30 protein-coding genes and 2 tRNA genes are annotated in these 25608 nt (G+C 61.5%); 15 read left to right on the top strand and 17 right to left on the bottom strand.

Going from position 1 to position 25608, the window contains the following annotated elements:
• Positions 1-86: 86 nt before the first annotated feature.
• The 7 genes from ahpF to B3361_RS08600 all read right to left on the bottom strand — a co-directional run bounded on the left by ahpF (position 87) and on the right by B3361_RS08600 (position 7258).
• Positions 87-1664: an alkyl hydroperoxide reductase subunit F gene (gene ahpF, locus B3361_RS08630; RefSeq protein WP_054906212.1), complete on the bottom strand. Its 1578-nt coding sequence runs from the start codon at positions 1662-1664 to the stop codon at positions 87-89.
• Positions 1665-1791: 127 nt separating this feature from the next.
• Positions 1792-2355, bottom strand: coding sequence for an alkyl hydroperoxide reductase subunit C (gene ahpC / locus B3361_RS08625; RefSeq protein WP_004375926.1), 564 nt, complete (start codon positions 2353-2355; stop codon positions 1792-1794).
• Positions 2356-2535: 180 nt separating this feature from the next.
• The gene (gorA, locus tag B3361_RS08620) at positions 2536-3891 is read right to left on the bottom strand and encodes a glutathione-disulfide reductase (RefSeq protein ID WP_054906213.1); all 1356 of its coding nucleotides are present in this window, start codon (positions 3889-3891) and stop codon (positions 2536-2538) included.
• A 188-nt stretch (positions 3892-4079) separates the two neighbouring features.
• Complete coding sequence (gene galU, locus B3361_RS08615; RefSeq protein ID WP_009683182.1) at positions 4080-4919, bottom strand: UTP--glucose-1-phosphate uridylyltransferase GalU; 840 nt, start codon at positions 4917-4919, stop codon at positions 4080-4082.
• Between the two features lie 272 nt (positions 4920-5191).
• The gene (locus tag B3361_RS08610) at positions 5192-6106 is read right to left on the bottom strand and encodes a c-type cytochrome (protein WP_286920163.1); all 915 of its coding nucleotides are present in this window, start codon (positions 6104-6106) and stop codon (positions 5192-5194) included.
• Positions 6103-6753: a c-type cytochrome gene (locus B3361_RS08605; protein WP_054906215.1), complete on the bottom strand. Its 651-nt coding sequence runs from the start codon at positions 6751-6753 to the stop codon at positions 6103-6105. The genes B3361_RS08610 and B3361_RS08605 overlap by 4 nt, the downstream gene beginning before the upstream one ends.
• Positions 6754-6898: 145 nt before the next feature.
• Complete coding sequence (locus B3361_RS08600; RefSeq protein ID WP_054906216.1) at positions 6899-7258, bottom strand: hypothetical protein; 360 nt, start codon at positions 7256-7258, stop codon at positions 6899-6901.
• Positions 7259-7417: 159 nt separating this feature from the next.
• Here B3361_RS08600 and B3361_RS08595 point away from each other — a divergent pair, with 159 nt between their 5' ends.
• From B3361_RS08595 to csrA, 8 genes are all read left to right on the top strand, one after another.
• Positions 7418-7720: a DUF1883 domain-containing protein gene (locus B3361_RS08595; protein WP_003250918.1), complete on the top strand. Its 303-nt coding sequence runs from the start codon at positions 7418-7420 to the stop codon at positions 7718-7720.
• Between the two features lie 7 nt (positions 7721-7727).
• Positions 7728-7898: a hypothetical protein gene (locus B3361_RS08590; RefSeq protein WP_165944137.1), complete on the top strand. Its 171-nt coding sequence runs from the start codon at positions 7728-7730 to the stop codon at positions 7896-7898.
• A 39-nt stretch (positions 7899-7937) separates the two neighbouring features.
• Positions 7938-9014 (top strand): NAD(P)H-dependent flavin oxidoreductase, encoded by a 1077-nt coding sequence (locus tag B3361_RS08585; RefSeq protein WP_054906217.1) that lies wholly within the window; start codon positions 7938-7940, stop codon positions 9012-9014.
• A gap of 176 nt (positions 9015-9190) precedes the next feature.
• Positions 9191-9913, top strand: coding sequence for a molybdate ABC transporter substrate-binding protein (modA, locus tag B3361_RS08580; protein WP_225624768.1), 723 nt, complete (start codon positions 9191-9193; stop codon positions 9911-9913).
• Positions 9913-10593 (top strand): molybdate ABC transporter permease subunit, encoded by a 681-nt coding sequence (gene modB, locus B3361_RS08575; protein WP_054905758.1) that lies wholly within the window; start codon positions 9913-9915, stop codon positions 10591-10593. Before modA ends, modB begins: the two co-directional genes overlap by 1 nt.
• A gap of 1 nt (position 10594) precedes the next feature.
• Positions 10595-11686, top strand: a complete 1092-nt coding sequence (modC, locus tag B3361_RS08570) for a molybdenum ABC transporter ATP-binding protein (protein ID WP_054905757.1) — start codon at positions 10595-10597, stop codon at positions 11684-11686.
• Between the two features lie 56 nt (positions 11687-11742).
• Positions 11743-12765 carry a DNA topoisomerase IB gene (locus tag B3361_RS08565; RefSeq protein WP_054905756.1) on the top strand — a complete coding sequence of 341 codons (1023 nt, stop codon included), beginning with the start codon at positions 11743-11745 and terminating at the stop codon, positions 12763-12765.
• A 253-nt stretch (positions 12766-13018) separates the two neighbouring features.
• Positions 13019-13216, top strand: a complete 198-nt coding sequence (gene csrA, locus B3361_RS08560; protein WP_009683195.1) for a carbon storage regulator CsrA — start codon at positions 13019-13021, stop codon at positions 13214-13216.
• 42 nt (positions 13217-13258) lie between these two features.
• Here csrA and B3361_RS08555 read toward each other — a convergent pair whose 3' ends face one another.
• From B3361_RS08555 to B3361_RS08545, 3 genes are read right to left on the bottom strand one after another with little or no spacing between them, the layout of a single operon-like run.
• Positions 13259-13612: a response regulator transcription factor gene (locus B3361_RS08555; protein WP_054905755.1), complete on the bottom strand. Its 354-nt coding sequence runs from the start codon at positions 13610-13612 to the stop codon at positions 13259-13261.
• A gap of 11 nt (positions 13613-13623) precedes the next feature.
• Positions 13624-15069 (bottom strand): ATPase domain-containing protein, encoded by a 1446-nt coding sequence (locus B3361_RS08550; protein WP_054905754.1) that lies wholly within the window; start codon positions 15067-15069, stop codon positions 13624-13626.
• Positions 15070-15074: 5 nt separating this feature from the next.
• Positions 15075-16235, bottom strand: coding sequence for a two-component system sensor histidine kinase NtrB (locus B3361_RS08545; protein WP_054905753.1), 1161 nt, complete (start codon positions 16233-16235; stop codon positions 15075-15077).
• 269 nt (positions 16236-16504) lie between these two features.
• On the opposite strand from B3361_RS08545, the gene B3361_RS08540 reads away from it, so the two are divergent.
• A tRNA-Leu gene (locus B3361_RS08540) sits at positions 16505-16589 on the top strand.
• A gap of 104 nt (positions 16590-16693) precedes the next feature.
• On the top strand, positions 16694-17107 hold the full coding sequence (locus B3361_RS08535) for a DoxX family protein (protein ID WP_054905744.1): 414 nt from the start codon (positions 16694-16696) through the stop codon (positions 17105-17107).
• Position 17108: 1 nt separating this feature from the next.
• Here the strand turns inward: B3361_RS08535 and B3361_RS08530 are convergent, their stop codons facing one another.
• The gene (locus B3361_RS08530; RefSeq protein ID WP_054905743.1) at positions 17109-17312 is read right to left on the bottom strand and encodes a hypothetical protein; all 204 of its coding nucleotides are present in this window, start codon (positions 17310-17312) and stop codon (positions 17109-17111) included.
• A gap of 401 nt (positions 17313-17713) precedes the next feature.
• Between B3361_RS08530 and adhP the strand changes: the two genes are divergently transcribed.
• On the top strand, positions 17714-18724 hold the full coding sequence (gene adhP / locus B3361_RS08525; protein WP_054905742.1) for an alcohol dehydrogenase AdhP: 1011 nt from the start codon (positions 17714-17716) through the stop codon (positions 18722-18724).
• 73 nt (positions 18725-18797) lie between these two features.
• On the opposite strand, the gene B3361_RS08520 is transcribed toward adhP, so the two are convergent.
• Positions 18798-19028, bottom strand: coding sequence for a hypothetical protein (locus B3361_RS08520; RefSeq protein WP_154211978.1), 231 nt, complete (start codon positions 19026-19028; stop codon positions 18798-18800).
• Between the two features lie 207 nt (positions 19029-19235).
• Here B3361_RS08520 and B3361_RS08515 point away from each other — a divergent pair, with 207 nt between their 5' ends.
• Positions 19236-19472 carry a hypothetical protein gene (locus B3361_RS08515; protein WP_033690011.1) on the top strand — a complete coding sequence of 79 codons (237 nt, stop codon included), beginning with the start codon at positions 19236-19238 and terminating at the stop codon, positions 19470-19472.
• Between the two features lie 107 nt (positions 19473-19579).
• Positions 19580-19921 (top strand): hypothetical protein, encoded by a 342-nt coding sequence (locus B3361_RS08510; protein WP_009681233.1) that lies wholly within the window; start codon positions 19580-19582, stop codon positions 19919-19921.
• Between the two features lie 60 nt (positions 19922-19981).
• On the opposite strand, the gene B3361_RS08505 is transcribed toward B3361_RS08510, so the two are convergent.
• Both B3361_RS08505 and B3361_RS08500 read right to left on the bottom strand, forming a co-directional pair.
• Positions 19982-21256: a Y-family DNA polymerase gene (locus tag B3361_RS08505; RefSeq protein WP_110676986.1), complete on the bottom strand. Its 1275-nt coding sequence runs from the start codon at positions 21254-21256 to the stop codon at positions 19982-19984.
• Complete coding sequence (locus tag B3361_RS08500; protein WP_009682126.1) at positions 21246-21674, bottom strand: LexA family protein; 429 nt, start codon at positions 21672-21674, stop codon at positions 21246-21248. The genes B3361_RS08505 and B3361_RS08500 overlap by 11 nt, the downstream gene beginning before the upstream one ends.
• 102 nt (positions 21675-21776) lie before the next feature.
• On the opposite strand from B3361_RS08500, the gene B3361_RS08495 reads away from it, so the two are divergent.
• The gene (locus B3361_RS08495; RefSeq protein ID WP_009682125.1) at positions 21777-22496 is read left to right on the top strand and encodes an SOS response-associated peptidase family protein; all 720 of its coding nucleotides are present in this window, start codon (positions 21777-21779) and stop codon (positions 22494-22496) included.
• A 36-nt stretch (positions 22497-22532) separates the two neighbouring features.
• Here B3361_RS08495 and B3361_RS08490 read toward each other — a convergent pair whose 3' ends face one another.
• From B3361_RS08490 to sohB, 3 genes are all read right to left on the bottom strand, one after another.
• Entirely contained in the window at positions 22533-23033 is a 501-nt protein-coding gene (locus tag B3361_RS08490) for a GNAT family N-acetyltransferase (RefSeq protein ID WP_054906291.1), read from the bottom strand.
• Between the two features lie 403 nt (positions 23034-23436).
• Positions 23437-23510: transfer RNA gene (locus B3361_RS08485), tRNA-Cys, on the bottom strand.
• A gap of 152 nt (positions 23511-23662) precedes the next feature.
• Positions 23663-24688: a protease SohB gene (gene sohB, locus B3361_RS08480; RefSeq protein ID WP_054904587.1), complete on the bottom strand. Its 1026-nt coding sequence runs from the start codon at positions 24686-24688 to the stop codon at positions 23663-23665.
• A 196-nt stretch (positions 24689-24884) separates the two neighbouring features.
• On the opposite strand from sohB, the gene B3361_RS08475 reads away from it, so the two are divergent.
• Complete coding sequence (locus B3361_RS08475) at positions 24885-25595, top strand: histidine phosphatase family protein (protein ID WP_029884992.1); 711 nt, start codon at positions 24885-24887, stop codon at positions 25593-25595.
• Positions 25596-25608: the final 13 nt, after the last annotated feature.

Genomic DNA, 25608 nt, shown 5'->3' with positions numbered 1-25608 from the left:
CCCGCTCCTACAGGTGAATCACGCAGGCTTTTTCAAATTTTGAGAAAGACAGTTGCTCCGCCTTCGAAGGCAGGGCCAGCCCAGGCTTACGCCGGTGCCGAGGTCCGGATCAGGTGGTCGAAGGCCGCCAGCGAAGCCTTGGCCCCCTCACCCACCGCAATCACGATCTGCTTGTACGGCACGGTGGTCACGTCCCCCGCAGCGAACACCCCTGGAATGCTGGTCTGGCCCTTGGCATCGACAATGATCTCGCCGCGCGGTGACAGCTCGACGGTACCTTTGAGCCAGTCGGTGTTCGGCAACAGGCCAATCTGCACGAAGATGCCTTCCAGCGCGACTTCATGCTGCTCGTCCGTGGCGCGATCCTTGTAGCGCAGGCCAGTGACTTTCTCGCCGTTGCCAAGCACCTCGGTAGTCAGCGCACTGGTGATCACTTTCACATTAGGCAAACTGTGCAGCTTGCGCTGCAACACCGCGTCGGCGCGCAGTTGGCTGTCGAATTCGATCAGCGTCACCTGGGCAACAATACCGGCCAGGTCAATGGCGGCCTCAACACCCGAGTTGCCACCACCAATCACCGCCACGCGCTTGCCTTTGAACAACGGGCCGTCGCAGTGCGGGCAGTAGGCCACGCCACGCGCGCGGTATTCCTGCTCACCCGGCACGTTCATTTCACGCCAGCGGGCACCGGTGGCCAGGATCACGGTCTTGGCCTTGAGCGATGCGCCGCCCGCCAGGCGCACTTCATGCAAGCCGCCGTCGGTGGCCGGAACCAATGCTTCGCCGCGCTGCAGGTTCATGATGTCGACGTCGTACTGCTTGACGTGCTCTTCGAGTGCAGTCGCCAGTTTTGGCCCTTCGGTTTCCTGCACCGAGATGAAGTTTTCGATGGCCAGGGTGTCGAGTACCTGGCCACCGAAGCGCTCGGCAGCCACGCCGGTACGAATGCCCTTGCGCGCTGCGTAGATGGCAGCCGCCGCGCCAGCCGGGCCACCGCCCACAACCAGCACATCGAAAGCGTCCTTGGCGTTGATCTTCTCGGCCTGGCGCGCACCGGCGCTGGTGTCGATCTTGCCGAGGATTTCCTCCAGGCCCATGCGCCCCTGGCCAAACAACTCACCGTTCAGGTAGATGCTCGGTACTGCCATGATCTTGCGCGCTTCCACTTCACCCTGGAACAGCGCGCCGTCGATGGCCACGTGGCGCACGTTGGGGTTGAGCACGGCCATCAGGTTCAACGCCTGGACCACGTCCGGGCAGTTCTGGCACGACAGCGAGAAATAGGTTTCGAAGGTGAATTCGCCTTCCAATGCCTGGATCTGTTCGATCACTTCGGCACTGGCCTTGGAAGGGTGGCCGCCGACTTGCAGCAGTGCCAGCACCAGCGAGGTGAATTCGTGGCCCATGGGGATGCCGGCGAAGCGCAGGCTGATACCTTTGCCATCGGCGCCAGCACCCGGGCGGCTCAACGAGAACGATGGGCGACGGGCATCGGTGCCGTCCGCGCTGAGGGTAATGAGTGTGGACAAGCTGGCGATCTCCACCAGCAGGTCATGCAATTCACGGGACTTCGCGCCGTCGTCGAGGGAGGCAACGATCTCGATCGGCTGGGTGACCCGCTCCAGGTAGGTTTTCAGTTGCGATTTAAGCGTGGCGTCCAACATACGGGCGATTCCTTCTTCAATACTCGGATACAAAAACGCCCAGGCGAGGTCGCCCGGGCGTTTGACGGGGCGGTAGCTTGTTCAGCTTTGGCGGCTGCCTACCGCCCGCGTTGTTGCGCGCATGGCCTTAGATCTTGCCGACCAGGTCCAGCGATGGCGCCAGGGTGGCTTCGCCTTCTTTCCACTTGGCCGGGCAAACTTCGCCTGGGTGGGCAGCAACGTACTGGGCAGCTTTCACTTTGCGCAGCAGCTCAGCTGCATCGCGGCCTACACCACCGTCGTTCAGTTCCACGATCTTGATCTGGCCTTCCGGGTTGATCACAAAGGTACCGCGATCGGCCAGGCCAGCTTCTTCGATCAGCACGTCGAAGTTGCGCGAGATGACGTGGGTTGGGTCACCGATCAGCGGGTACTGGATCTTGCCGATGGTGTCCGACGTGTCGTGCCAGGCTTTGTGGGTGAAGTGGGTGTCGGTGGACACGCCGTAGATTTCCACGCCCAGCTTCTGGAACTCGGCGTAGTTGTCGGCGAGGTCACCCAGCTCGGTCGGGCAAACGAAGGTGAAGTCGGCCGGGTAGAAGAACACGACGGACCACTTGCCTTTCAGGTCGGCTTCGCTGACCTGCACGAACTCGCCTTTGTGGTAGGCGGTAGCGTTGAACGGTTTGACCTGGCTGTTGATGATTGGCATGAGAGACGCTCCTTCATGGGGTTGGAATCAGTTGATGGATAGAATCCTAACTAATCATCCCGCTGAAGGCTCATTGGCAAAGATCATGCTCGTGATTGGTTTTGGCTATAGCCAGAGGTACTTGATAGAAGACTCAGTTGTAGGAGCGGGCTGCCCCGCCCCTTCAACGTAACGCATAGATCAACGGCTAGCCGTACGCAGGGTGACGAACTCTTCGGCGGCCGTCGGGTGCACGCCGATGGTTTCGTCGAATTGCTGCTTGGTGGCGCCGGCCTTCAGGGCAATACCCAGGCCCTGAATGATCTCGCCGGCATCAGGGCCGACCATGTGGCAGCCCAGCACCTTGTCGGTGTCGGCATCGACCACCAGCTTCATCAGGGTCTTTTCCTGGATGTCGGTCAGGGTCAGTTTCATGGCGCGGAAGCGGCTTTCGAATATCTGCACCTTGTGCCCTGCCGCCAGCGCCTGTTCTTCCGTCAGCCCCACGGTACCGATTGGCGGCTGGCTGAACACGGCTGTGGGGATGTTCTGGTAGTCCACCGGGCGGTACTGCTCGGGCTTGAACAGGCGCCGCGCCACCGCCATGCCTTCGGCCAGCGCCACCGGGGTCAGTTGCACCCGGCCAATCACGTCACCAATGGCCAGGACCGACGGCGCGGTCGTCTGGTATTGTTCATCGACCCGGATATAGCCACGCTCGTCCAGCTCGACGCCGGTGTTTTCCAGGCCCAGGTTGTCCAGCATCGGGCGTCGGCCGGTGGCATAGAACACGCAGTCGGCCTGCAACTCGCGGCCATCCTTGAGCGTGGCCTTCAGGCTACCGTCTTCAAGCTTGTCGATGCGCTGGATATCGGCATTGAACTGCAGGTCGAGGCCGCGTTTTTCCAGCTCTTCCTTCAAATGGGTACGTACCGAACCATCGAAACCGCGCAGGAACAGGTCGCCACGGTACAGCAGCGAAGTAGCCGCCCCCAGGCCCTGGAAGATACCGGCGAACTCAACCGCGATGTAGCCACCGCCGACCACCAGCACCCGGCGTGGCAGGCTCTTGAGGTAGAAGGCTTCGTTGGAGGTGATTGCCAGTTCCTTGCCTGGAATGTCCGGCACCTGCGGCCAGCCACCGGTGGCGATCAGGATGTGCCTGGCACTGTAGCGTTGGCCCTCCACTTCCACTTCATTGGCCCCGGTCAGGCGCGCGTGCCCCTGCAGCAGGGTCACTCCACTGTTCACCAGCAGGTTACGGTAGATGCCGTTCAGGCGCTCGATCTCACGGTTCTTGTTGGCAATCAGGGTGCCCCAGTCGAAGTGCCCTTCTTCCAGGGACCAGCCGTAACCGGCAGCCTGTTCCAGTTCATCGGCCACATGCGCACCGTAGACCAGCAGCTTTTTCGGCACGCAGCCGACGTTGACACAGGTGCCGCCCAGGTAACGGCTTTCAGCCACTGCCACTTTTGCACCAAAACCAGCGGCAAAGCGCGCAGCGCGCACCCCGCCGGAGCCGGCGCCAATCACGAACAGATCAAAATCGTAGGCCATGTGTTCTCTCTCCTAGCAGGCGACCAGCATAACGCACTGAGGCCGCTTTGCAGCCCTTCGTGGCAGACCCGCTCCCATCAGGTGGGCGCACGCCAAAGGCGTGCGCGGTATCTGTAGGAGCGGGCCTGCCCGCGAAGGGCCGCGCGGCGGCCCCAGTCATCGCAATGTTGCTACAAGCAGCGGCTGTATCAGTAAGCCTTGCCAGTCTTGTAGTAGTTCTCGAAGCAGAAGTTGGTCGCGTCGATGTAGCCCTCGGCGCCACCGCAGTCGAAGCGCTTGCCCTTGAACTTGTAGGCGATCACGCAGCCGTTCTGCGCCTGCTGCATCAGCGCGTCGGTGATCTGGATTTCGCCGCCCTTGCCTGGCTCGGTGTTCTTGATGATGTCGAAGATATCCGGCGTCAGGATGTAACGGCCAATGATCGCCAGGTTCGAAGGTGCATCTTCCGGTGCGGGCTTCTCGACCATGTTGGTAACGCGGAAGATGTCGTCACGGATCATGTCACCGGCGATGACACCGTACTTGTTGGTTTCCTGAGGGTCGACTTCCTGGATGGCGATGATCGAGCAGCGGAACTGGTTGTACAGCTTGACCATCTGGGTCAGCACGCCGTCACCTTCCGGGTTGACGCACAGGTCGTCCGCCAGCACCACTGCAAACGGCTCGTCGCCGATCAGCGGGCGCCCGGTGAGAATGGCATGGCCCAGGCCTTTCATTTCGGTCTGGCGGGTGTACGAGAACGAGCACTCGTCCAGCAGACGGCGGATACCGACCAGGTATTTCTCCTTGTCGGTGCCCTTGATCTGGTTTTCCAGCTCGTAGCTGATGTCGAAGTGATCTTCCAGGGCGCGCTTGCCGCGGCCGGTCACGATGGAGATTTCGCTCAGGCCGGCATCCAATGCCTCTTCAACGCCATACTGGATCAGTGGCTTGTTGACCACCGGCAGCATTTCCTTGGGCATGGCTTTGGTAGCAGGCAGGAAGCGCGTACCGTAGCCGGCTGCCGGGAACAAGCATTTCTTGATCATATACGTCCTTACAAAAGGCTAGGCCTGTGGAATTCGGCGCAGTCTAATCAGGCGGCACAAACCTTACAATGCCTGACCTGCGGCCAACCGATGGGTAGATAGAGATAAGCAAGTGTAGATAGTTCCGAGGGATCGCAAATATCGCCAGCAGACATGCAAGTGAAATGCCACAGCTCACGCATGCCTGTGGTGGCCTCCTGGCGAGTAAACCTGCTTCCACAACCACCGTTGCAGGCCAGGTTTACCCGCCAAGCGTTCGCTACAGGCACCCGTCAGCTACCGGTCCCCTGCCCGACCAGCACGCCATCGACCTTCTGCCCATACAGGTTCACGCCGTCATTGGCATGGAATTTCACCCGCGTCTTCTCGACAGAGCCTTCTACCAGGCGGGGATCCTGCGGCCGTTCATGCCGGTTGATCCATGCCGCAACATCCCAGGCCTGCTGGTCGCTGAGGCTGCCCGGCTTGCCCAGTGGCATGTTGTACTTGATGAAGGATGCCGCCGTGTTGATACGGTGCATACCGGCGCCCCAGTTGTAGCTGTCCTTGCCCCACAGCGGCGGCATCACATATTCGCCCGCCACTTTCTGCCCTTCACCGTTGTCACCATGGCAAATCGCGCATTGCTCGCGGTACACCTGCTGGCCACGCGTGAAGTCGTACCCGCCTGCAGGCTGCGCGACTTCCGGGTAACCGCGCCCGGCAATTTCGACGCCGGTCGGCGCCTTGGTCGACAGCCAGTACGCGTACACCGACAGCGCCGTCATCTGCGGGCTGTCCGCGGCCGGCGGCTTGCCATTCATGCTGAACTGGACGCAGCCCTGGATGCGCTCGGCAAAGGTGTTGACCTTGTCGTTTTTCTTGCGATAGGCGGGGTACATGGGGTACGCGCCCCACAGTGGCGCCGAATGGGCCATACGCCCCTGGTCGAGGTGGCAGTTGCTGCAGTTCATGCCGTTGCCCACCGCCTCGGGCATCAGCCGGCGGGTATCGACGAACAAGGCATGGCCTTCACGCACCATCTTGCCGAAGGCATTGGCGGGCAGCTCGTCTTCCGCCGGGGGCGTGAACTGCGGGGCGGTCTGCTTGCCGGGGACCTTCAGTTGCGACTGATCTTCCATGGCGATAGGCGCGGCCTGGGCACTGCCCACAACCAGCAGCAACAGAGCAGGGATCAGCGGTTTCATGGTTTGACCTCCTGGCTGGCGGGGCGGGCGAAGAACTCGGCAACAGCCTTGATCTCGTCATCGGTCATGGCCTTGGCCACGCCGACCATCAGCTGGTTCGGGTCATTGCTGCGGCTGCCGTCGCGCCAGGCATTGAGCTGCGCCACCAGGTAACTGGCAGGCTGCCCGGCCAAAGGCGGGAAGTGCTCGCCAACGCCACCGCCACCCGGACCGTGGCATTGCACGCAACCAGGGATATGCCGGTTCCAGTCGCCGTACAGGGCCAGGCGGGTGGTAGGGTCACCGGCAATCTGCTGGCGGCGCGCATCAACAACCTTGACTGCCGGCAGGCTGGCCAGGTAGCGGCTGACGGCGGTGATTTCCTCTTCGCTCAGGGCCTTGGCCAACGGTTCCATCACCGCCTGCTTGCGGCTGCCACTGCGCCAATCATGCAATTGCTTGCTGAGGTAAGCAGCCGGCAGGCCGGCCAGCCGCGGAAAGCCCGCCGCAGCGATGCCCTTGGCGTCCGGGCCATGGCAACCCAGGCAAGCCAGGGCGGCGGGGTTGGCCCCGCCTTGGGTGAAAATTTTCTGGCCATCGGCGGCATGCGCCCCGGGCCAGGCCAGGATCAGCAGGCTGCCGATCACGACGCGACTCAACGGTGTCATCACGAATCTCCATTTCTTTTGTTATAAGCTTAGGCTTAAAAAACATAAGCAAATGGATACTAGCCCCGTCGGGGAAATCGCAACAACGTCAGGCCGGCCGATCTGATGGCCAATAGCCCATTAACCGCCCTTTACTTGCCTCAGATCAACTCCCCGAGATGCAGCGGGTAGCTGCCGTGCGCACATCGCCCAGGCGCAACGGAAAGTTGCTCAGCCGCTCATGCAGCTTGATGCTGCTGCCGCCGCCACGCTCATCGATATCCAGCAGGGCGGCCGGGCCAGCACCTACTGTCAGCTTCTGCGGCACCGTTAGGCGCAGGCCGTCACCGCGCCGCTCTTCCACCAGTGGGTCACGGCTGTCGGCAAGCTGCGCCTTGACGCAATCGGCATACTCCCGGGGCGTCTTGCCAGAAATCACATCCAGGGTCGCATGCGATTGCTCCAACTCGGAAACACTGACACAGCCACCCAGTGCCAGTGTCAACGCGGCCACCATCCACTTCATCTGTCATACCTCAACTTGTACGAACCCCGTTCGACCACCGTCAGGCAGTTTTGCTCCGTGCTTTGGCAGAATTATCCAAGCCCGGCGAACAGCGCGGCAGTATAACGGCACATCGTGGTATCTTTTGCCTTTGCTGAACCAAACCTTGCGGAGCATCACATGAAATTCGTACACCAGCGCGAGCACCTCAATGAGGACGACATCGTCGTCATCGAGTGTTCCCAGCGCTGCAATATCCGCCTGATGAACGACGCCAATTTCCGCAGCTTCAAGAACGGCGGCCGTCATACCTACCACGGCGGCCACTTCGAGAAGTTTCCGGCGAAGATCACCGTGCCCAGCACCGGTTTCTGGAATATCACCATCGATACCGTGACCACCCGCCCGATCTCGGTTACTCGCAAGCCCACCCTGACCCACAAGATCAAGATCATCCGTCGCTCGTCGTCGAAACTCAGATAAGGCCACCATGACCCAGACCATCAAGTACGTGATCAAATACAAACTCGACGGCCAGCGTCGCTGGGACTTCGCGCTGATGCCCGACGCCTCGCAGGCGCAAGCCCTCGAAGCCTTGCGCAAAATCCATGGTGAAGACGCCGACAAGATCAGCGACATTCAGGTCAGCAAGGCCCTGTAGTAGCCGCCGCACCGTTCGCCCAGCGCAAGGAGACCTCGCATGCGCCACTGGCCCGACCGCCGCATCCTCGACCTGTTGGGCATCGAGTTGCCCATTCTGCAGGCCCCCATGGCGGGGGCAACCGGCTCGGCCATGGCCATTGCGGTGGGCTCGGCCGGCGGCCTGGGCGCCCTACCCTGCGCCATGCTCAACGGTGAGCAGGTGCGCGCTGAAATTGCTGCATTCCGCGCCGGCTGCCCGGGGCGCCCCTTGAACCTGAACTTTTTCTGCCACCAGCCACCCGCGCCCGACGCCGAGCGCGACGCGCGCTGGAAGCAGGCGCTCGCCCCCTACTACAGCGAAGTGGGGGCGGATTTCGTGGCGCCCACCCCGGTCTCGAACCGTGCGCCTTTCGATGAGGCGAGTTGCCAACTGGTCGAACAACTGCGGCCGGAAGTGGTGAGCTTCCACTTTGGCTTGCCCCAGGCCGACCTGCTGCAACGGGTACAGGCCAGCGGTGCCAAGGTGCTCTGCACCGCCACTACCGTGCAAGAGGCCGTCTGGCTGGAGCGCAACGGCTGTGACGCCATCATCGCCATGGGTTATGAAGCCGGCGGCCATCGCGGCATGTTTCTCAGCGACGCCATCACCAGCCAGATCGGCACCTTTGCCCTGGTACCGCAGGTGGCCGACGCAGTCCGCGTGCCGGTCATCGCCGCCGGTGGCATCGCTGACCATCGCGGCCTGGTGGCGGCCCTGGCCCTGGGCGCATCTGCCGTGCAGATCGGCACGGCATACCTGTTCTGCCCCGAGGCCAAGGTTTCGCCAGCACATCGGCAGGCGCTGGACAGTGCGCCTGCCAGTGACACGGCGCTGACCAACCTGTTTACCGGCCGCCCGGCCCGCGGCATCAACAACCGTATCATGCGCGAGCTGGGGCCGATGAGCGCGCTGGCACCAGCGTTTCCGCTGGCGGGCGGGGCATTGATGCCGTTAAGGGCAATCACCGAGCCGCAGGGCAACAGCGACTTCAGCAACTTGTGGTCAGGGCAGGCGTTGCGGTTGGGGCGGCGTATGCCGGCCGAGGCGCTGACCCGGGAGATCGCGGCCAAGGCACTGGCCAGGGTTGCCGGGTAGACCGCGCCTGTGCGGCCTGCGGCAACCTTTCGTTAGCCCGCAATCACACCATCCTTGCGAATGCCCCCAGCAGCCCTTCCCGACAACTGGCCTATCGCTATATAGTTGTGAATATAACGATATCCCAAGGAGCTGCCTGCATGCGTATCCGCCCGTCTCACCTGGCCTTCACTGCCATGGCCAGTCTGTTTGCCTTCAACACCGCCTGGGCCGACGAGGTTCAAGTGGCCGTCGCGGCGAACTTCACGGCGCCCATCCAGGCCATTGCCAAGGACTTCGAACACGACACCGGCCATACACTGGTCGCGGCTTACGGCGCCACGGGGCAGTTTTACGCCCAGATAAAGAACGGCGCGCCCTTCGAGGTGTTCCTTGCCGCCGATGACACGACCCCGAAAAAGCTCGAGGAAGAAAAGCAGATCGTCCCCGGTTCACGCTTCACCTACGCCATCGGCACCCTGGCGCTGTGGTCGGCGAAAGAAGGCTACGTCGACGCCAAGGGCGAGGTGCTGAAACAAAACGCATTCAGCCACCTGGCCATCGCCAACCCCAAGGCCGCGCCATACGGCCTGGCCGCCACCCAGGTACTGGACAAACTGCAGCTTACCGCGGCCACCAAAGGCAAGATCGTCGAAGGCCAGAACATCACCCAGGCTTTCCAGTTCGTCTCCACCGGCAATGCCGAACTGGGTTTTGTCGCGCTGTCACAAATCTTCAAGGACGGTAAAGTGACCCAAGGCTCGGCCTGGATCGTACCGGCCAACCTGCACGACCCGATCCGCCAGGACGCCGTACTGCTCGACAAAGGCAAGGACAACGCTGCCGCCAAGGCCCTGATCGAATACCTGAAGGGGCCAAAGGCCGCCGCCCTGATCAAGTCCTACGGTTATAAAATCTGATGCCGCTGGATGCCAGTGACCTGGGTGCCATCTGGCTGACCGTTAAACTGGCCAGCCTGACCACGGTGATCCTGCTGATCATCGGCACGCCGGTCGCCTGGTGGCTGGCGCGCACGCGCTCCTGGCTACGCGGGCCAGTGGGCGCGGTGGTGGCGCTGCCGCTGGTGCTGCCACCGACCGTCATCGGCTTCTATCTGCTGATCGCCCTCGGCCCCCACGGCTGGCTCGGCCAGGCCACCCAGGCCATGGGCCTGGGCACCGTGGTGTTCAGCTTCACCGGCCTGGTCATTGGTTCGACCGTCTATTCCATGCCCTTCGTGGTCCAGCCGTTGCAGAACGCCTTTGCCGCCATCGGCCAGCGCCCGCTGGAGGTCGCGGCCACCTTGCGCGCCAGCCCGTGGGACTGTTTCCTCCATGTGGTGCTGCCGCTGGCGCGCCCCGGTTTCGTCACCGCCAGCATTCTCGGTTTCGCCCACACCGTGGGTGAATTCGGTGTGGTGCTGATGATCGGTGGCAACATCCCCGACAAGACGCGCGTGGTTTCGGTACAGATCTTCGATCACGTCGAGGCCATGGAATATTCACAAGCACACTGGCTGGCCGGCGCCATGCTGGTGTTCTCGTTCCTGGTGCTGCTGTTGCTGTACACCGGGCGCCGCGGTAAAGCCGGCTGGAGCTGAGATGACTGCATCGATAGTGGCGCGCCTGAACCTGCCACGTGACGACTTTACCCTGGACGTAGACCTGCACTTGCCCGGCCGCGGCATCAGTGCACTGTTCGGTCAGTCCGGCTCTGGCAAGACCACTTGCCTGCGCTGCCTGGCGGGGCTGGAGCGGGCTGCCAACGCCTATGTCGAGGTCAACGGCGAGGTCTGGCAGGACAGCAGCCGTGGTTATTTCCGCCCTCCCCACCTACGCCCGGTGGGCTATGTATTCCAGGAGGCCAGCCTGTTCCCGCACCTGTCGGTGCGCGCCAACCTGGAATTCGGCTGGCGCCGCCTGGCGGCCGCCGAACGCAAAGTCAGCCTGGGCCAGGCCAGCCAGCTGTTGGGTATCGGCCATTTGCTGGAGCGCCGCCCGGCGACTTTGTCGGGTGGTGAGGCGCAGCGGGTTGGCATCGCCCGCGCCCTGCTCAGCAGCCCGCAGCTGCTATTGATGGATGAGCCGCTGGCCGCCCTCGACGGCCCACGCAAGCGCGAGATACTGCCGTACCTGGAACGCCTGCACGGTGAGCTGGACATCCCGCTGGTGTATGTCAGCCACGCACAAGATGAGGTGGCACGCCTGGCCGACCACCTGGTGCTGCTGGAACACGGCCGAGCCGTGGCCAGCGGCCCCATTGGCGAAACCCTCGCCCGCCTCGATCTGCCGCTGGCCCAGGACGACGACGCCGGGGTGGTGTTCGAAGGCCGGGTGGTGGGGCACGACCCGCACTACGATCTGCTCGACCTGCGCCTGCCCGGCGAACATGGGCCCTTGCTACGCATCGCCCATGCCGCCCGGGCCATGGGCGACACCTTGCGGGTCAAGGTGCAGGCGCGTGACGTAAGCCTGGCACTGACAGCTGACAGCACCTCGAGCATCCTCAACCGTTTGCCGGTACAGGTGCGCGAAACCCGCCCCGCGGCCAACCCGGCGCATGTACTGGTCAGCCTGGACGCTGGCGGCAACCTGCTGCTCGCGCGCATTACCCGGTTTTCGGCAGAGCAGCTCGCCCTGCACGCGGGGCAGGTCGTGTACGCCCAGATCAAATCGGTGGCGCTACTGGGCTGAGCATACCTGGCACGCGTGTTGTCCATTGATCAGTGATCTGATCGAGGCCAAACACCATGCTCGACTGCCCTCTGCCGCGCAGTTTGCACTATGTCGAAGACAGCCAGCCAGGCCTGGCCCGGCGCCGTTGGCGCGACCGCTTCATCTACCTGGACGCCGATGGCGAACGGGTCCGCGACAAGGACACCCTGGCGCGCATTGCCGCCCTGGTGATCCCCCCGGCCTACACCGACGTGTGGATCTGTGCCGACCCCCAGGGCCACCTGCAGGCCACCGGCCGTGATGCGCGTGGCCGCAAGCAATACCGCTACCATGTGCAATGGCGCGAACTGCGCGACCAACACAAGTACGGCCGCATGCTGGCCTTCGCCCAGGTTTTGCCGAAACTGCGGGCACAACTGGAAACCTACCTGGCACGCCCAGGGCTGGACCGGGAAAAGGTCATGGCACTGGTGGTGAGCCTGCTGGACCACACGCTGATCCGCATTGGCAACCAGCGCTACCTGCGCGACAACCAGTCGTACGGCCTGACCACCCTGCGCAACCGCCACGTAGAGGTCAAGGGCAGCAGCATTCGCTTCCAGTTCCGCGGCAAGCGCGGTGTCGAGCACAACGTCACCCTCAATGACCGGCGCCTGGCCAACCTGCTCAAGCGCTGCATGGAACTGCCCGGGCAGGCGCTGTTCCAGTACCTGGATGCCGACGGCCAGCGCCATAGCGTCGGCTCGGCCGAGGTCAACCAGTTCCTGCAGCAACTCACAGGTGCCGACTTCACCGCCAAGGACTACCGCACCTGGGCTGGCAGCAGCCTGGCGCTGGACCTGCTCAGGCCGTTGGCCTGGGAACCGGAGGCCGAGGCCAAACGCCAGGTGGCCGCCATCGTTCGCCAGGTGGCCACGCGCCTGGGCAATACCCCGGCGGTCTGCCGCCGCTGCTACATCCACCCCGCCGTACTCGAACACTACGCCCTGGGCCGCCTGGCGGACTTGCCAAAGCACCGCGTACGCAAAGGCCTGGACCCTGAAGAGGTGGCTTTGCTGGTATTTCTTCAAGCCCTAGAGGAACAGGACGGTCATTAAGCCTGTCTATTTAAGCCATGATGCGAAGAAATTTCCCATTGGCCGCCAACGGCCCTATTCTTGCCACCGAGCACCTTGGCCGACAAATCGCTGACGGTTTGCTTTGGCACCTGCAAGTGAAGGTACGCAACAGAATTTTTCTGTCGGGGAATTACTATCCGCCGAAAGCGTCTTTAATGAGAAGGAACAGGGACCCGCTCCCGCCGCCGCGGCAGTTAGCCATGCGGACTTTATTATCACCAAGGAGAACTACATGCTGATACTCACCCGTAAGGTTGGCGAAAGTATCGTCATCAATGATGACATCAAAGTCACCATTCTGGGCGTCAAAGGGATGCAGGTGAGGATCGGTATCGATGCACCGAAGGATGTACAGGTCCATCGTGAAGAGATCTTCAAGCGTATCCAGGCCGGCAGCCCAGCCCCGGAAAAGCACGACGATTCACAGTGAACCCCGGCTGACCAAGCGCATGGATGCGCTCGGCCGCAGGCTTCAGGCTTTCAGTAGCTCACGCACCTTCGCAATCATCTTGTCCATATCGAATGGCTTGTCGAAAATGGCCTCGAACAGGGCAGGACAGACCTGGCTGGCCTGTGCGCCACTCATGAGAATGACTGGCACCTCGCGCAGCGCCGAGCAGTCACGCATGGCGCGCACCAGCTCCTCGCCATTGAGCACCGGCATCATGTAGTCGGTGATCACCAACTGCACGCTCTCGGCCACAAGCATTTCCAGCGCCTTCTTGCCGTTGATGGCCTTTTTCACCTCGTAACCTTCCTCCTCCAGGGCGAAGGCCAGGATATCGGCGATCAAGTATTCGTCATCGACGATCAGAATGGTGTTCATTGCCCCGCCTGTCACCCGCCGTCCTGCGGCACCGGCGTACCCGAAAGCACCCCGCTGTTGCCGGCGAACGCCTTGTGTAGCGTGATGCCCTGGGGCCCGATCAGCAGCTCGTGCAAGGCCGGGTCATGGTGGCTGTCACGCACCTTGAGGATCGACAGCATACGCCGCAGCTGCGAGTCCAGTTCCACAAAGCGCATCAGCATCAGGTTGTCGACGATGCTCGACAGGTCCGGCGCCGGTGCGCTGATCTCGGCGCCGAAAATATCGCGCATTTCCCAGGTCAGCATCACGCTGACGCCGCGCGCGCGCAGCTCACCGGTCAACGCGCGAAAGAACGCATTGAGGCGGGCCGGGTCGGTGGCCAGGCGGCTGAATGCCCCCAGGCTGTCGATCACCACGCGCTTGCTGCCCAGTGCGGCGACCCGCTCCAGCAGCCGCGCGCCCACCTGGTCGAGCAACCCCTCTGTGGTGGGTTGCCAACACAATTGCAAACTGCCGCTTTGCTCCATCGCGGCAAAGTCGTACCCCAGCGATGCGGCCTTGCTGCGCAGGCGCTCGGGCGTTTCATAGAAGCCGAAATGCAAGCCTGGCGCTTGCGCGGTACTGGCGCCAAGAAATGCCAGGCACAACGAGCTCTTGCCAATACCGGACGGGCCGATCAACAAGCTGACCGAACCGTTCGCCAGCCCGCCGCCCAGCATTTCATCGAACGTGGGTACCCCGCTGGTGACGCGCCCCACATTGCCGCCGGCGACCTGGCTGGGTTGGCTGAACAGCGCTTCCAGGCGCGGAAACACGTGCATGCCGGCCTCGTCGATCAGGCACTCGTGGCGCCCCGACAACGCCCCACTGCCGCGGGTTTTGCGTAACTGGACATGGCGCACGGCACGGCTGCCCAGTAACTGCTCACCCAGCTCGATGACCCCATCGACCATGGTGTGCTCAGGGCTCCCCTCCTCCAGCCGGGCGCTGGTCAGCAGCAACACGGTACAACCCGCGAACGCCGCGTGGCCTTGCAGTTCGGAGACGAACTTCTTGGTGTCGAGCGTGGTGTGTGCACGGGCGCGGGCATTGAGCACGCCGTCGACGATCAGCAGGCTGGCCTTTTGCCGGGTGATTTCCTGGCGCAGCAAGCGCACCACAGCCTCCAGCCCTTCCTGCTCCAGGGTGTCGAAAGCGCTGACGAACTGGATCTGGTCACCAATCAACCCCTGGTCGAAGAACGCGAGCGTCGACAGGTACTGGAACAAGCGTTCATGTGACTCGCTGAGCAAGGTAGCCACCAGCACCCGACCACCGTCACGCACGTGGTTATGGGCCAGCTGGTTGGCAAGAATGGTCTTGCCGGCACCCGGTGGCCCTTGAACGATGTAGGAGGCGCCAGCCACCAGGCCACCCCTGAGCAACGCATCGAGCCCGTCGATGCCCGTTATCAGCCGCCTGAGTGCCTGTGCCATGTTGTCTACCTGTCGAGTGGGCTGGGTGCCTGGTTCTGATACATTGGCAGATAAAGTTGCATGCAAGTTCCACGACCCGGCGCGCTATCGACACGAATAGCGCCGCCGCTCTGCCTGGCGAAGCCGTACACCTGGCTAAGGCCCAGGCCAGTACCCTTGCCAAAGGGCTTGGTGGTGAAGAATGGCTCGAAGATGCGTGGCAGCACTTCGGGCGCGATACCCTCGCCACTGTCCTCCACCCCAAAGCACACAAAGCGGCCGTGCAGCCCTTCCACCTCGCCGGCCAAGTCGACCAGCTCCACCCTCAGGTCGATATGGCCATTGCCGCTGATGGCGTCGCGGGCATTGAACAACAGGTTGAGCAAGACCATTTGCAGCTGCCCGGCATCGACTTCGATCAGCGGCAGGTCCGGTTGCAGCACCACCGTCAGCGTGATCGCACTGGGTAACGCATGCTCCAGCAGGCCACGGGTGGCGGCAACCAGGGCAGCCGGTGCAACACTGGCCACATCGAGCTGGCGGTGGCGGGCGAAGCTGAGCAATTGCTGAGTCAGCTCGGTGCCGCGCTGCCCGGCATCGATGATGTGCTGCAGCATGCGCTGCGCCCGCACCGGGTCCTGGGTAGTCTGCGCCAGGCGTGCCGAGCTGAGAATGATGGTCAGCATGTTGTTGAAGTCGTGCGCCAGGCCACCGGTCAACTGGCCAAGCGCCTCAAGCTTCTGCGCCTGGAACAGCTGGGCGCGCATGGCATCCAGTTGCATGGCAGACTCACGACGGTCGGTAATGTCACGGGTGACCTTGGCAAGGCCGACGATCTGGCCGTCTTCGTCGCGAATCACATCCAGCGCGGCCAACGCCCAGAACTGCGTGCCATCCTTGCGTACCCGCCAGCCTTCATCCTGTGCCACACCCTGCTCGAGCGCCTGGCGCAGCAGGCACTCAGGGCGGCCGTCAGCGCAGTCCTGCGGGGTAAAAAACAGCGAAAAGTGCCGGCCGACCACTTCGTCGGCGCTGTAACCCTTGATCCGTTGCGCGCCTGCATTCCACGACACCACATGCCCAGAAGGGTCGAGCATGTAGATGGCATAGTCCACCACCGACTGAACCAGCTGTTCATAACGGTGGGCGGGCATGTCGGGGCGGTCGATGCTATCAGCTGAAACCATGCATACTCCACTGGCACAGCAGGAAGGACAAAATGAACGTAACCCGGTGTGCCCAGCCTTGAGCCATCCCTTGACACTCTTGGATCCAACCAATCTGTAACAGTGGCTTAATGACTGCAACGTGTCAATTGCCCATTACAACTGCCCTCTCATCTGTAGATCATAGGTGCTGCGGTTGACTCAACTATAACAATGGGTTATAAAGCGCGCTTGATTGCAAAGCCCTTCTGCTTAGAAGCGAGCCGGTCGTTCACGACCCCTTCAAGCGTGCGAGTGTGGTGGAATTGGTATACACAGCAGACTTAAAATCTGTCGGCGTGAGCCTTGCGGGTTCGAGTCCCGCCACTCGCACCAAATTCCCCTGAAAAGGCGCCTGCATGGCGCCTTTTTAGCGTCTGGCAGCAATGTTTTGCGCAGCTGCTAAAGTGGAGCATACATTTGTCCACTGGAACGCCGCCATGCGCTACTCCCTATTCGATGGTCAACGCGACATCATCATCCTGCTTGCCCGCGTGCTGTTGATGATCCTGTTCGTCTTGTCAGGCTGGGCCAAACTGACCGGTTTCGACGGGACCGTCGCCTACATGACCTCCCTGGGTGCACCCGCCCCGATGCTGGCGGCCGCAATTGCGGTACTGATGGAGTTCGTGGTCGCCATCCTGCTGATCGTTGGCTTCTATACCCGGCCACTGGCAGCACTGTTCGCGCTGTTCGTGCTGGGCACCGCGCTGATCGGCCACCCTTTCTGGAACATGGTCGACCCCGAACGCAGCGCCAACATGACCCAGTTCCTGAAGAACATGGCCATTATGGGTGGCCTGATGCTATTGGCCGTGAGCGGCCCTGGGCGCTTCTCCGTAGACGGGCGCTGAGTCACTCGTCGCAGTCATCGAACCACGCCGGGTGCTCGAGCCGCTCTTCATCAAGGTCATCGAAGTCACCCGGCGTTTCGTCTTCCTCCAGCTCATCCTCGGCGCCCTGGGCGTCCGCCTCGTGTTCCACGTCGTCGCCATAGAGGAATTCGTGATCGAGAAGATGATCGTGCTCCGGCTCGTGAAGGTCGTCTTGGTCGCGCATGCTGGCTCCTGAAGTGTTTGGCAGGCCTGTATAGGCCGATCGAGGTGCCGGGTCAATGGGGGCTATTAATGCACCGTTAATGCCACCGGCCCAAGCTGCAGGCTCTCCCTTCAAACGTTGCTTGCCCGCCTTCATGGCGGGCTTTTTTTCGCCCCGCCAATGACTCCGCCCCAAATGACAGGCTGATCACCTGCGCTTCACGAAATACCGACATCTGCTTGCGCACACTGACCCCGCTCCGTACGTTCTTGCAGCCCGCCGCACATTTGCCGCGGGCTTTTCTTTGTTCGACAGCCTGTGGCTGCTCACCCTCATGATCTGGAGCAGTTTTCCCCTCGCGCGCAAGGTCTATGCTGATCCGGCCATCACTCAAGCTCATTCGGATAGACACGGAGGCTCCTATGAAAGCTGCTGTTGTTGCGCCAGGCCGTCGCGTGGACGTTGTCGAGAAAACCCTGCGCCCACTGGAACACGGCGAAGCGCTGCTGAAGATGCAATGCTGCGGGGTATGCCATACCGACCTGCATGTCAAAAATGGCGACTTCGGTGACAAGACCGGTGTCGTGCTGGGTCACGAAGGCATTGGAGTGGTTCAGGAGGTAGGCCCCGGTGTCACTTCGCTCAAGCCCGGCGACCGCGCCAGCGTTGCCTGGTTTTACCAGGGCTGTGGGCACTGCGAATACTGCACCAGTGGCAACGAAACACTGTGCCGCGAAGTGAAGAATTCCGGCTACACCGTCGACGGCGGCATGGCCGAGGCCTGCATCGTCAAGGCCGACTACTCGGTCAAGGTGCCTGATGGCCTCGACTCTGCAGCGGCCAGCAGCGTCACCTGCGCCGGCGTCACCACCTACAAGGCCGTGAAAAGCTCCAACATTCGCCCCGGCCAGTGGATCGCCATCTATGGCCTCGGTGGCTTGGGCAATCTGGCCCTGCAATATGCGAAGAATGTGTTCAACGCCAAAGTGATTGCCATCGACGTCAACGACGAGCAACTGCGCTTCGCCAGCGAGATGGGCGCCGACATGGTGGTCAACCCCCGCACCGAGGATGCAGCGAAAGTCATTCAGGCCAAGACCGGTGGTGCCCATGCAGCCGTGGTTACGGCAGTAGCCAAAGCCGCATTCGACTCGGCGGTAGACGCCCTGCGTGCCGGTGGCCGCCTGGTTGCGGTCGGCCTGCCCTCCGAAGCCATGAACCTGAACATCCCCCGCCTGGTACTGGACGGCATCGAAGTAGTCGGCTCGCTGGTGGGCACCCGCCAGGACTTGCAGGAGGCCTTCCACTTTGCCGCAGAAGGCAAAGTCGTGCCCAAGGTGACACTCCGGCCGATCGAAGACATCAACCAGATCTTCGACGAGATGCTGGAAGGCAAGATCAAAGGCCGCATGGTGATCCAGTTCGAAGGTTGACCTGCTGACTACGCGCCGAACATTACCACTGCACAGCCCGCAGACAATCCGTTGCGGGCTTCGCTTCCACCGGTCAGTTTCTGCCCATTGGGGCAACGCTCAAGTTCGACCGCGCGTTCATGCCCTGTAGCAAAGGGGTCACCCCGTCCACGAGTGGCGACGTTGCGCACGCATGGCTACGAATACATTGATGATTGCCAGCACCGACAAACACTTGGCCGGCCGGCCCACCCTCATGCGGGCAATCGGCAGCCGCTTCTTTGAGAATCTTGTCCAACGATTCAACCATGCTGGAATAATCCATTCCTGACTCCGTCGTTGGTGAACATCGCTTACGTTCAACCATAGCTGAGAAACATTTCAACAGTACGCTGGGAAATACCCTGATACAGACCACTCCCTTCGGTGATGCTGACCGATCACCGGCATACCAGGTTCAAAGAAAAATCTCGCACTGTTCGACGTGAGGGTTTTGAATGGTCTGTACGGCTTGTACTTGCAGGAGACAGCAATGACCATTCGCAGCCTGGCCAGAATTCTTCCCCAAGACCCCAGCCGTCCAGGCTGGGTGCTTGGATGGGGTGTACTAAGAGACCGCTACCCCTGGCATTTTGTCGATGTCTATGCCGACCAGCAAACAGCACAGGCAGAGGCGCGGCGGCGCGGCGCGGGCTATGTGGTCGAGCATGGGTCACACCGGCTGGGGTCGAAGGAATTCATCTGTGGAACGAGCCTGCCGGAAGGCTAGCGCTGCGTTACTCGCTGCTGCGCACAAAAATCCGACAGAGTGACCAGGGCATCACCGCCGCGTGAGCTAAAGTTCTTGATGAACACACGCAACGTGAGATACCCATCATGATAAAAAGTGAAGCAGAAGAGGTGATCGAGCGTATCAGGCAGGATCTCGAGAAGCATGGTGTGAATATCGGCTTTGTACAAGAAGTTACCATACCGTATTTCGGTTGTGACCTTGACCACTACGTTGCGCAGGTCAGCGAGGCGCCAGGGAACTTGGTCAAGCGCATCCTGATACACGATGAGGCCTTATGGAGGGTGTTCAGGCGAGGTGATGTGCCTCGCTGCAAGATCAGTGAATGCCAATGCCGAGGCGAGCTGTTCGGCATGCCCATCATGATAGAGCCAAGAACCGATGACTCTTACACCATCCTGTACAACAACGGTCAAACAGGGTTTTGAGCTAACCGACGTACCCTCCGCAGGCTTTTAGCCTGCGGAGAACTCAAGCCGAGGCGCGACTCAGCATTTTACCTTCCACAACTGGTCAATTCGCGTCGTGTAGGATTGGCTCATCATCTCCCTCTTCATGCCCCAATCCGGCACCGCGGGCACACTGGCAGTGCGCACTGTACCCCTCCCCCAGCGCCCATTGATGTCGTCCATGACCGCCATCAATCGGTCGCACGCCACCGACTGCTTCAGGGCAAAAAGATCTTCTGAAAATTCGCCCGGTTGTCGAAGGTCCATCAACAGCACCTCGGCCTTGCTGTAGCGAAACCCGGGGCGGAAGATTTGCTCGACCGCTGCCGTAGCCAGCCCGGTCATGAGCAGTGTGTCGCAGGTCGGATAGGGCAGCTCCACCAATGCTCCCTGGGCGTGGTGTGGCTCCTGCGGGTTGAACATGCCGGTGCGGATGCTGACGCGCATGCGCTTGCACAGCGAACCCTGGGCACGCAATTTTTCCGCCGCACGGCCAACGTAGGTGGCCACTGCCTGCTTGATCGGCGCCAGGTCAGCAAGCCGCCTGCCGAACATGCGGCTGCAGCATATTTCCTGCTTCGGCGGCTCGACCTCATCCAGCTCAAGGCAGGGCGTACCGGCCAGCTCCCGGGCCGTTTTCTCCACGACCACGCTGAACTTGCGTCGCAGCGTCCAGGCATCGGCCCTGGCCAGGTCCATCGCCGTATGGATGCCCATTGCCTCGAAGTGCGCGGCCATGCGCCGGCCAACACCCCACACCTCCTTCACCTTGGTATTGCGGAGCACCCAGTCGCGCTTGAACGCATCGGTAATGTCCACAACCCCGCCCGTCTGGGCCTGTATGCGCTTGGCCGTATGGTTGGCCAGCTTGGCGAGCGTCTTCGTACCGGCGATGCCAACGCCAACCGGGATGCCCGTGCATTGAAAGACTCTTGAACGCACATTTCGCCCAAACAGGGTCAGGTCGCCCTGAATTCCGGACAGGTCAGCGAAGCACTCGTCGATACTGTAGACCTCGGCGGCAGGCACCATCGACTCGATCAGCGACATGACGCGCTCGCTCATGTCGCCATACAGCGCGTAATTGCTACTGAAAGCCTTGATGCCGTGGCGGCGTAATTTGTCCTTGGCCTGGAAATACGGTTCGCCCATCTTCACGAAGGGTTTTGCGTCGTATGACCTGGCAATCACGCAGCCGTCATTGTTGCTCAGCACCACGATCGGGGTCTTGGCCAGGTCGGGCCTGAACACACGCTCGCAGCTCGCGTAGAACGCATTGCAGTCGATGAGCGCGAAAACCGGGTCACTGCGCATGGTCACGAACGCTGTAACGCACAACGCCCCATACCACGAAGTCATCCCCTTCCATGATGTACCGCGCCGGGTAAGCGGGGTTTTCAGACTTGAGGATCACCACCCCGTCGCGGCGGTGCAGGCGCTTGCACACCGGCTCGCAGTTGACCGCGGCAATGACGATGTCGCCGTGCTCCGCCTCACGGCCACGGTCTACGATGACCAGATCACCTGAGTAGATGCCAGCGCCTTGCATGCTGTCGCCTTCAACTTTCACCAGATACACATGGGGTGCGCGGATGTCGAACAGCTCATCCAGGGAAATATGGCCTTCCAGGTGGTCTGCGGCAGGCGAAGGGAAACCGGCCGGAACGTGGAACGAGTACTGCGGGAAGGATTCGGTGCCGCCAGTCGGCGGACCGAGATAGGTGATGGTCATGACGGAAAGTCCAATGCAAACTGTATGCATATACAGTAAATCCGGCATTGGGCATGCGGTCAATCACGCACGGCGAAAATTCTGACGGACGAGAGGTGGATTATGTGCGGGCGCTACTCGATCTACGAGTCGATGGATCACTACCTGCGCCAGCTCGCGCTGGACCTGGTGGTGATCAATGGCTACGACCACGAGCCGATCAACCGCTACAACGTTGCGCCGTCCACGCGCGTGGAACTCGTTCGCCAGCGTGGTGACGGTTTGTACGTGGATCGGGTCAAGTGGGGTTGGTCGCCTGCCTGGGCCAAAGGCAAGCGCCCGGATCCGATCAATGCTCGAGCCGAGACGGCAGTGACAGGTAAGTTCTTCAAGGCGCTTTGGCCGAACGGCAGAGCCCTGGCGCCTGCCAATGGTTGGTTTGAGTGGCTCGCGGATCCAGCGGACCCAAAGCGCAAGCAGCCCTGCTACATCACCAGTGCCGACGGCGGCCCGCTTTTCTTTGCGGCGCTGGCAGAGGTGCACCACGGCGTGGCACCGGATGAGCGCGATGGCTTCGTGATCATCACTGCAGCCGCAGACCAGGGGCTTATCGACATCCACGACCGAAAGCCTCTGGTGCTGACGCCGCAACTGGCAAGGGAATGGCTGGACCCCGCCACATCGGCGCAACGTGCGGCGACGATCATCGAAAAAGGCTGCCGCCCCGCACAGGATTTCCGCTGGTTTCCGGTTGGAAAAGCAGTGGGCAATGTTCGCAACGAGGGGGCGGAGTTGATAGAGCCTGCCAATGATCGGGACCGTCAGGGGGACCTGGGGTTTTGAAGCGGGTAGCCGGGCTTCCCGCTTCGCAGGCGCTCATTAGCCTGCTTCCTCCACCTGCTTGTAAATGCGAAATCCCCGTGCCTGATAATTTTGAAGGGCAGCAGGATGGTCAAGTGTGCACGTGTGCACCCATACCCGCTCTGTGCCAGGCCACTCCCATGCAGATAGGGCGGCGTGGCTCAACAGCGCCCCGCCGAACCCGCACCCAATGAACTGCGGCGCCAGCCCGAAATATCGGATCTCACTGTTACGGCCATCGGGGCGATAAAGCTCGTAGTAGCCGGCAATTGCACCTCGGTGGTAGGCAACCCACGTTCGATGGCAATCCTGCTCAACGAGTGCCTGCCAATCGGCGTCATGCCAGGTATCAAGATCGCCCCATTCCCAGGACGCGCCTACGAGCTGGTAGAGGAATTTGTTGAATAGCGCCTGAGGCACTTCGCACTCGATAATCTGTAGGTCATGCCGCTGGGGCTTTGCCTGCAGGTCTGAAGCCGAAGTCATTTCCAAGTAGTAGGTAGTGCAAGAACGATTCATTACGGGCACCCTTTGCTCCCTTTCGTGCGCAGACAAGCATGCCAGCAACAGCTTGATTTCGGCCAGCCCGCACGTGCGCCTCGTAAGGGGCGCAAGACAGCGTCATGGCCGGGGCTCAGCAGTACGCAATCAGGCGTAGGGCTAATGCCTGTCAGTTACGTAATTTGGGGCCGCTTTGCGGCCCTTCGCGGGCACGCCCGCTCCCACAGGGGATCGCGCATTTCTTGAGTTCAGCGCTTGAAACGTGTGGGAGCGGGCGTGCCCGCGAAGGGCTGCAAAGCAGCCCCAGTAACGCTTAACTGACAGGCATTAGCGGTAGGTGCCATTAGTTAAGGCACTTTTGGCATTTTTTGACGCGCAAATAAAAACCCCGCAGACGTTAATCTGCGGGGCTTTCGAATGGTGGAGGCCGAGGTCGGAATCGAACCGGCGTAGACGGATTTGCAATCCGGAGCATAACCACTTTGCTACTCGGCCTCAAAGTCGGACATAGCAGCTTGCGCTTTGCTATCCCCTTGAAACACTGAACCTTTTCAAGGTTCGCTGCGTTTCGATGGGCGCCATTATGTCTTCATTCTTTTAACCTTGCAACCCCCTCGACGAAAAAAAATTTCAACGGGTTCAAGGTGTTAGCGCAGGCGGCCGAGTTTGCTCCACAAACCCACCAAGGTGTTCTCCACCGCGCCACTGGCTGCCACGCCGATTCGTTCCTGCAGGCTTTTACGCTCGGCATAGTGCAGGTGGAACAGGTTGGCGCTGCGGGCACGTTCGCTCAGGTACTCGTCGCTGGTCTGCAGGGTATCCACCAACTGGCGGTTCAGGGCCGCCACGCCTAGCCACACTTCACCGGTAGCCACTTCGTCGATGTGCAATTGCGGGCGATAGCGGGCAACGAAGTCCTTGAACAACTGGTGGGTGATGTCGAGGTCTTCCTGGAACTTCTCCCGGCCTTTCTCGGTGTTTTCGCCGAATACGGTCAAGGTGCGCTTGTATTCGCCGGCGGTCAGCACCTCGAAATCGATGTCGTGTTTCTTCAGCAAGCGATTGACGTTGGGCAGTTGCGCCACCACGCCGATCGAACCCAGTACGGCGAATGGCGCACTGACGATCTTGTCGCCGATACAGGCCATCATGTAACCACCGCTGGCAGCCACCTTGTCGATGCACACGGTCAGCGGGATGCCTGCCTGGCGAATGCGCGCCAGCTGGGAGGCGGCCAGGCCGTAGCTGTGCACCAGACCACCGCCGCTTTCCAGGCGCAGTACCACTTCATCGCGTGCGGTAGCGAGGGTCAGCAGGGCAGTGATTTCATTGCGCAGGCTTTCAGTGGCCGAGGCCTTGATGTCGCCATCGAAGTCCAGGACGAACACCCGGCCCTGCTCGTCGGCCTTGCCTTTACCCTTCTTCTGTTGTTTCTCCGCCTTGGCCTGCTGCTTGCGCAGCGCCTTTAGCTGGGCCTTGTCGAGCAAGCCGGATTCCAAGCGCTCGCGCAGGTCCTTGTAGAACTCGTTCAGACGGGTGACCTGCAACTGCCCACCCGATTTGCGCCGCCCTTTGCCACGCAGCCCGGCGATGGCCGATAACACCACCAGAATGGCGATGACCAGGGTGGCGGTTTTGGCGAGAAAGCTTGCGTATTCGGCAAGAAACTCCACGTTGACTCCTTAAATACCAGCGCCATCACGGCGCGTAACTGTTGCAAGCATACCGGTGCATCTAGCGTGCTGCCAGCGTACGCAAACGCTGGCAACATCTTTCAAACAACCTTTTCAAACGCTTGTATGTTTTTCGTTGACAGCCTCTGTGCCGCGTCCTAACCTCGCAGCAACCTCCTACAGGCCGGAACCTTCCGTGGGCAACCTCTACCTGATCCGACACGGCCAAGCCTCTTTCGGTGCCGCTGACTACGACGTACTTTCGCCAGTGGGCGAACGTCAGAGCCTGGCGCTGGGCGAACACCTGGCCCAACTCGGCGTGCGGCTGGACCGCTGCGTAGCTGGGGACCTGCGCCGCCAGCAGGACACCGCGCGCCTGGCGCTGCAGGCCTTGCACGCTACGGGTTGCCCGGTACCCGCTGTAGAGACCGACGTGGCATTCAACGAGTTCGATGCCGACGGTGTTATCCGGGCCATGCTGCCTGGGCTGCTGCCGGCAGAGCCCGATGCGCTGCAAGTGCTGCGCAACGGTGCCGAGCACCGCAGCGAGTTCCAGCGCCTGTTCGCACTGATGGTGCAGCGCTGGCACGATGGCGAGCACGGCGGCGATGACCTGGAAACCTGGCAGGCCTTCACCGGCCGTGTGCACGCCGGCCTGCAACGCGTGCTGGATGCAGCCGGCAGCGGCGACAACATCGCTATCTTCACCTCGGGGGGCACCATTGCTGCCCTGCTCCACCTGGTGACCCGTATCACCCCCAGCCAGGCGTTCGCGCTGAACTGGCAGATCATCAACACGTCGCTCAGCCAGCTGAAGTTTCGCGGCCGCGACGTGGCGTTGGCTTCCTTCAACAGCCAGGCCCATGTGCAGCTGTTGAGGGCGCCGGAGCTTGTCACTTACCGATAAAGCCGGCTAGTTA

The organism is Pseudomonas sp. UBA6699, assembly GCF_002454615.1.
GTDB classification, from domain to species: Bacteria; Pseudomonadota; Gammaproteobacteria; order Pseudomonadales; family Pseudomonadaceae; genus Aquipseudomonas; species Aquipseudomonas juntendi.
Note: the sequence above shows the minus strand (reverse complement) of the source record. Positions and strands in the feature narration are given on the sequence as shown.

Excerpts from the sequence above, each read along its gene's own strand:
- ahpF (WP_054906212.1), bottom strand. The coding sequence starts at position 1,664 with ATGTTGGACGCCACGCTTAAATCGCAACTGAAAACCTACCTGGAGCGG.
- ahpC (WP_004375926.1), bottom strand. The coding sequence starts at position 2,355 with ATGCCAATCATCAACAGCCAGGTCAAACCGTTCAACGCTACCGCCTAC.
- gorA (WP_054906213.1), bottom strand. The coding sequence starts at position 3,891 with ATGGCCTACGATTTTGATCTGTTCGTGATTGGCGCCGGCTCCGGCGGG.
- galU (WP_009683182.1), bottom strand. The coding sequence starts at position 4,919 with ATGATCAAGAAATGCTTGTTCCCGGCAGCCGGCTACGGTACGCGCTTC.
- B3361_RS08610 (WP_286920163.1), bottom strand. The coding sequence starts at position 6,106 with ATGAAACCGCTGATCCCTGCTCTGTTGCTGCTGGTTGTGGGCAGTGCC.
- B3361_RS08605 (WP_054906215.1), bottom strand. The coding sequence starts at position 6,753 with ATGACACCGTTGAGTCGCGTCGTGATCGGCAGCCTGCTGATCCTGGCC.
- B3361_RS08600 (WP_054906216.1), bottom strand. The coding sequence starts at position 7,258 with ATGAAGTGGATGGTGGCCGCGTTGACACTGGCACTGGGTGGCTGTGTC.
- B3361_RS08595 (WP_003250918.1), top strand. The coding sequence starts at position 7,418 with ATGAAATTCGTACACCAGCGCGAGCACCTCAATGAGGACGACATCGTC.
- B3361_RS08590 (WP_165944137.1), top strand. The coding sequence starts at position 7,728 with ATGACCCAGACCATCAAGTACGTGATCAAATACAAACTCGACGGCCAG.
- B3361_RS08585 (WP_054906217.1), top strand. The coding sequence starts at position 7,938 with ATGCGCCACTGGCCCGACCGCCGCATCCTCGACCTGTTGGGCATCGAG.
- modA (WP_225624768.1), top strand. The coding sequence starts at position 9,191 with ATGGCCAGTCTGTTTGCCTTCAACACCGCCTGGGCCGACGAGGTTCAA.
- modB (WP_054905758.1), top strand. The coding sequence starts at position 9,913 with ATGCCGCTGGATGCCAGTGACCTGGGTGCCATCTGGCTGACCGTTAAA.
- modC (WP_054905757.1), top strand. The coding sequence starts at position 10,595 with ATGACTGCATCGATAGTGGCGCGCCTGAACCTGCCACGTGACGACTTT.
- B3361_RS08565 (WP_054905756.1), top strand. The coding sequence starts at position 11,743 with ATGCTCGACTGCCCTCTGCCGCGCAGTTTGCACTATGTCGAAGACAGC.
- csrA (WP_009683195.1), top strand. The coding sequence starts at position 13,019 with ATGCTGATACTCACCCGTAAGGTTGGCGAAAGTATCGTCATCAATGAT.
- B3361_RS08555 (WP_054905755.1), bottom strand. The coding sequence starts at position 13,612 with ATGAACACCATTCTGATCGTCGATGACGAATACTTGATCGCCGATATC.
- B3361_RS08550 (WP_054905754.1), bottom strand. The coding sequence starts at position 15,069 with ATGGCACAGGCACTCAGGCGGCTGATAACGGGCATCGACGGGCTCGAT.
- B3361_RS08545 (WP_054905753.1), bottom strand. The coding sequence starts at position 16,235 with ATGGTTTCAGCTGATAGCATCGACCGCCCCGACATGCCCGCCCACCGT.
- B3361_RS08535 (WP_054905744.1), top strand. The coding sequence starts at position 16,694 with ATGCGCTACTCCCTATTCGATGGTCAACGCGACATCATCATCCTGCTT.
- B3361_RS08530 (WP_054905743.1), bottom strand. The coding sequence starts at position 17,312 with ATGCGCGACCAAGACGACCTTCACGAGCCGGAGCACGATCATCTTCTC.
- adhP (WP_054905742.1), top strand. The coding sequence starts at position 17,714 with ATGAAAGCTGCTGTTGTTGCGCCAGGCCGTCGCGTGGACGTTGTCGAG.
- B3361_RS08520 (WP_154211978.1), bottom strand. The coding sequence starts at position 19,028 with ATGGATTATTCCAGCATGGTTGAATCGTTGGACAAGATTCTCAAAGAA.
- B3361_RS08515 (WP_033690011.1), top strand. The coding sequence starts at position 19,236 with ATGACCATTCGCAGCCTGGCCAGAATTCTTCCCCAAGACCCCAGCCGT.
- B3361_RS08510 (WP_009681233.1), top strand. The coding sequence starts at position 19,580 with ATGATAAAAAGTGAAGCAGAAGAGGTGATCGAGCGTATCAGGCAGGAT.
- B3361_RS08505 (WP_110676986.1), bottom strand. The coding sequence starts at position 21,256 with ATGCGCAGTGACCCGGTTTTCGCGCTCATCGACTGCAATGCGTTCTAC.
- B3361_RS08500 (WP_009682126.1), bottom strand. The coding sequence starts at position 21,674 with ATGACCATCACCTATCTCGGTCCGCCGACTGGCGGCACCGAATCCTTC.
- B3361_RS08495 (WP_009682125.1), top strand. The coding sequence starts at position 21,777 with ATGTGCGGGCGCTACTCGATCTACGAGTCGATGGATCACTACCTGCGC.
- B3361_RS08490 (WP_054906291.1), bottom strand. The coding sequence starts at position 23,033 with ATGAATCGTTCTTGCACTACCTACTACTTGGAAATGACTTCGGCTTCA.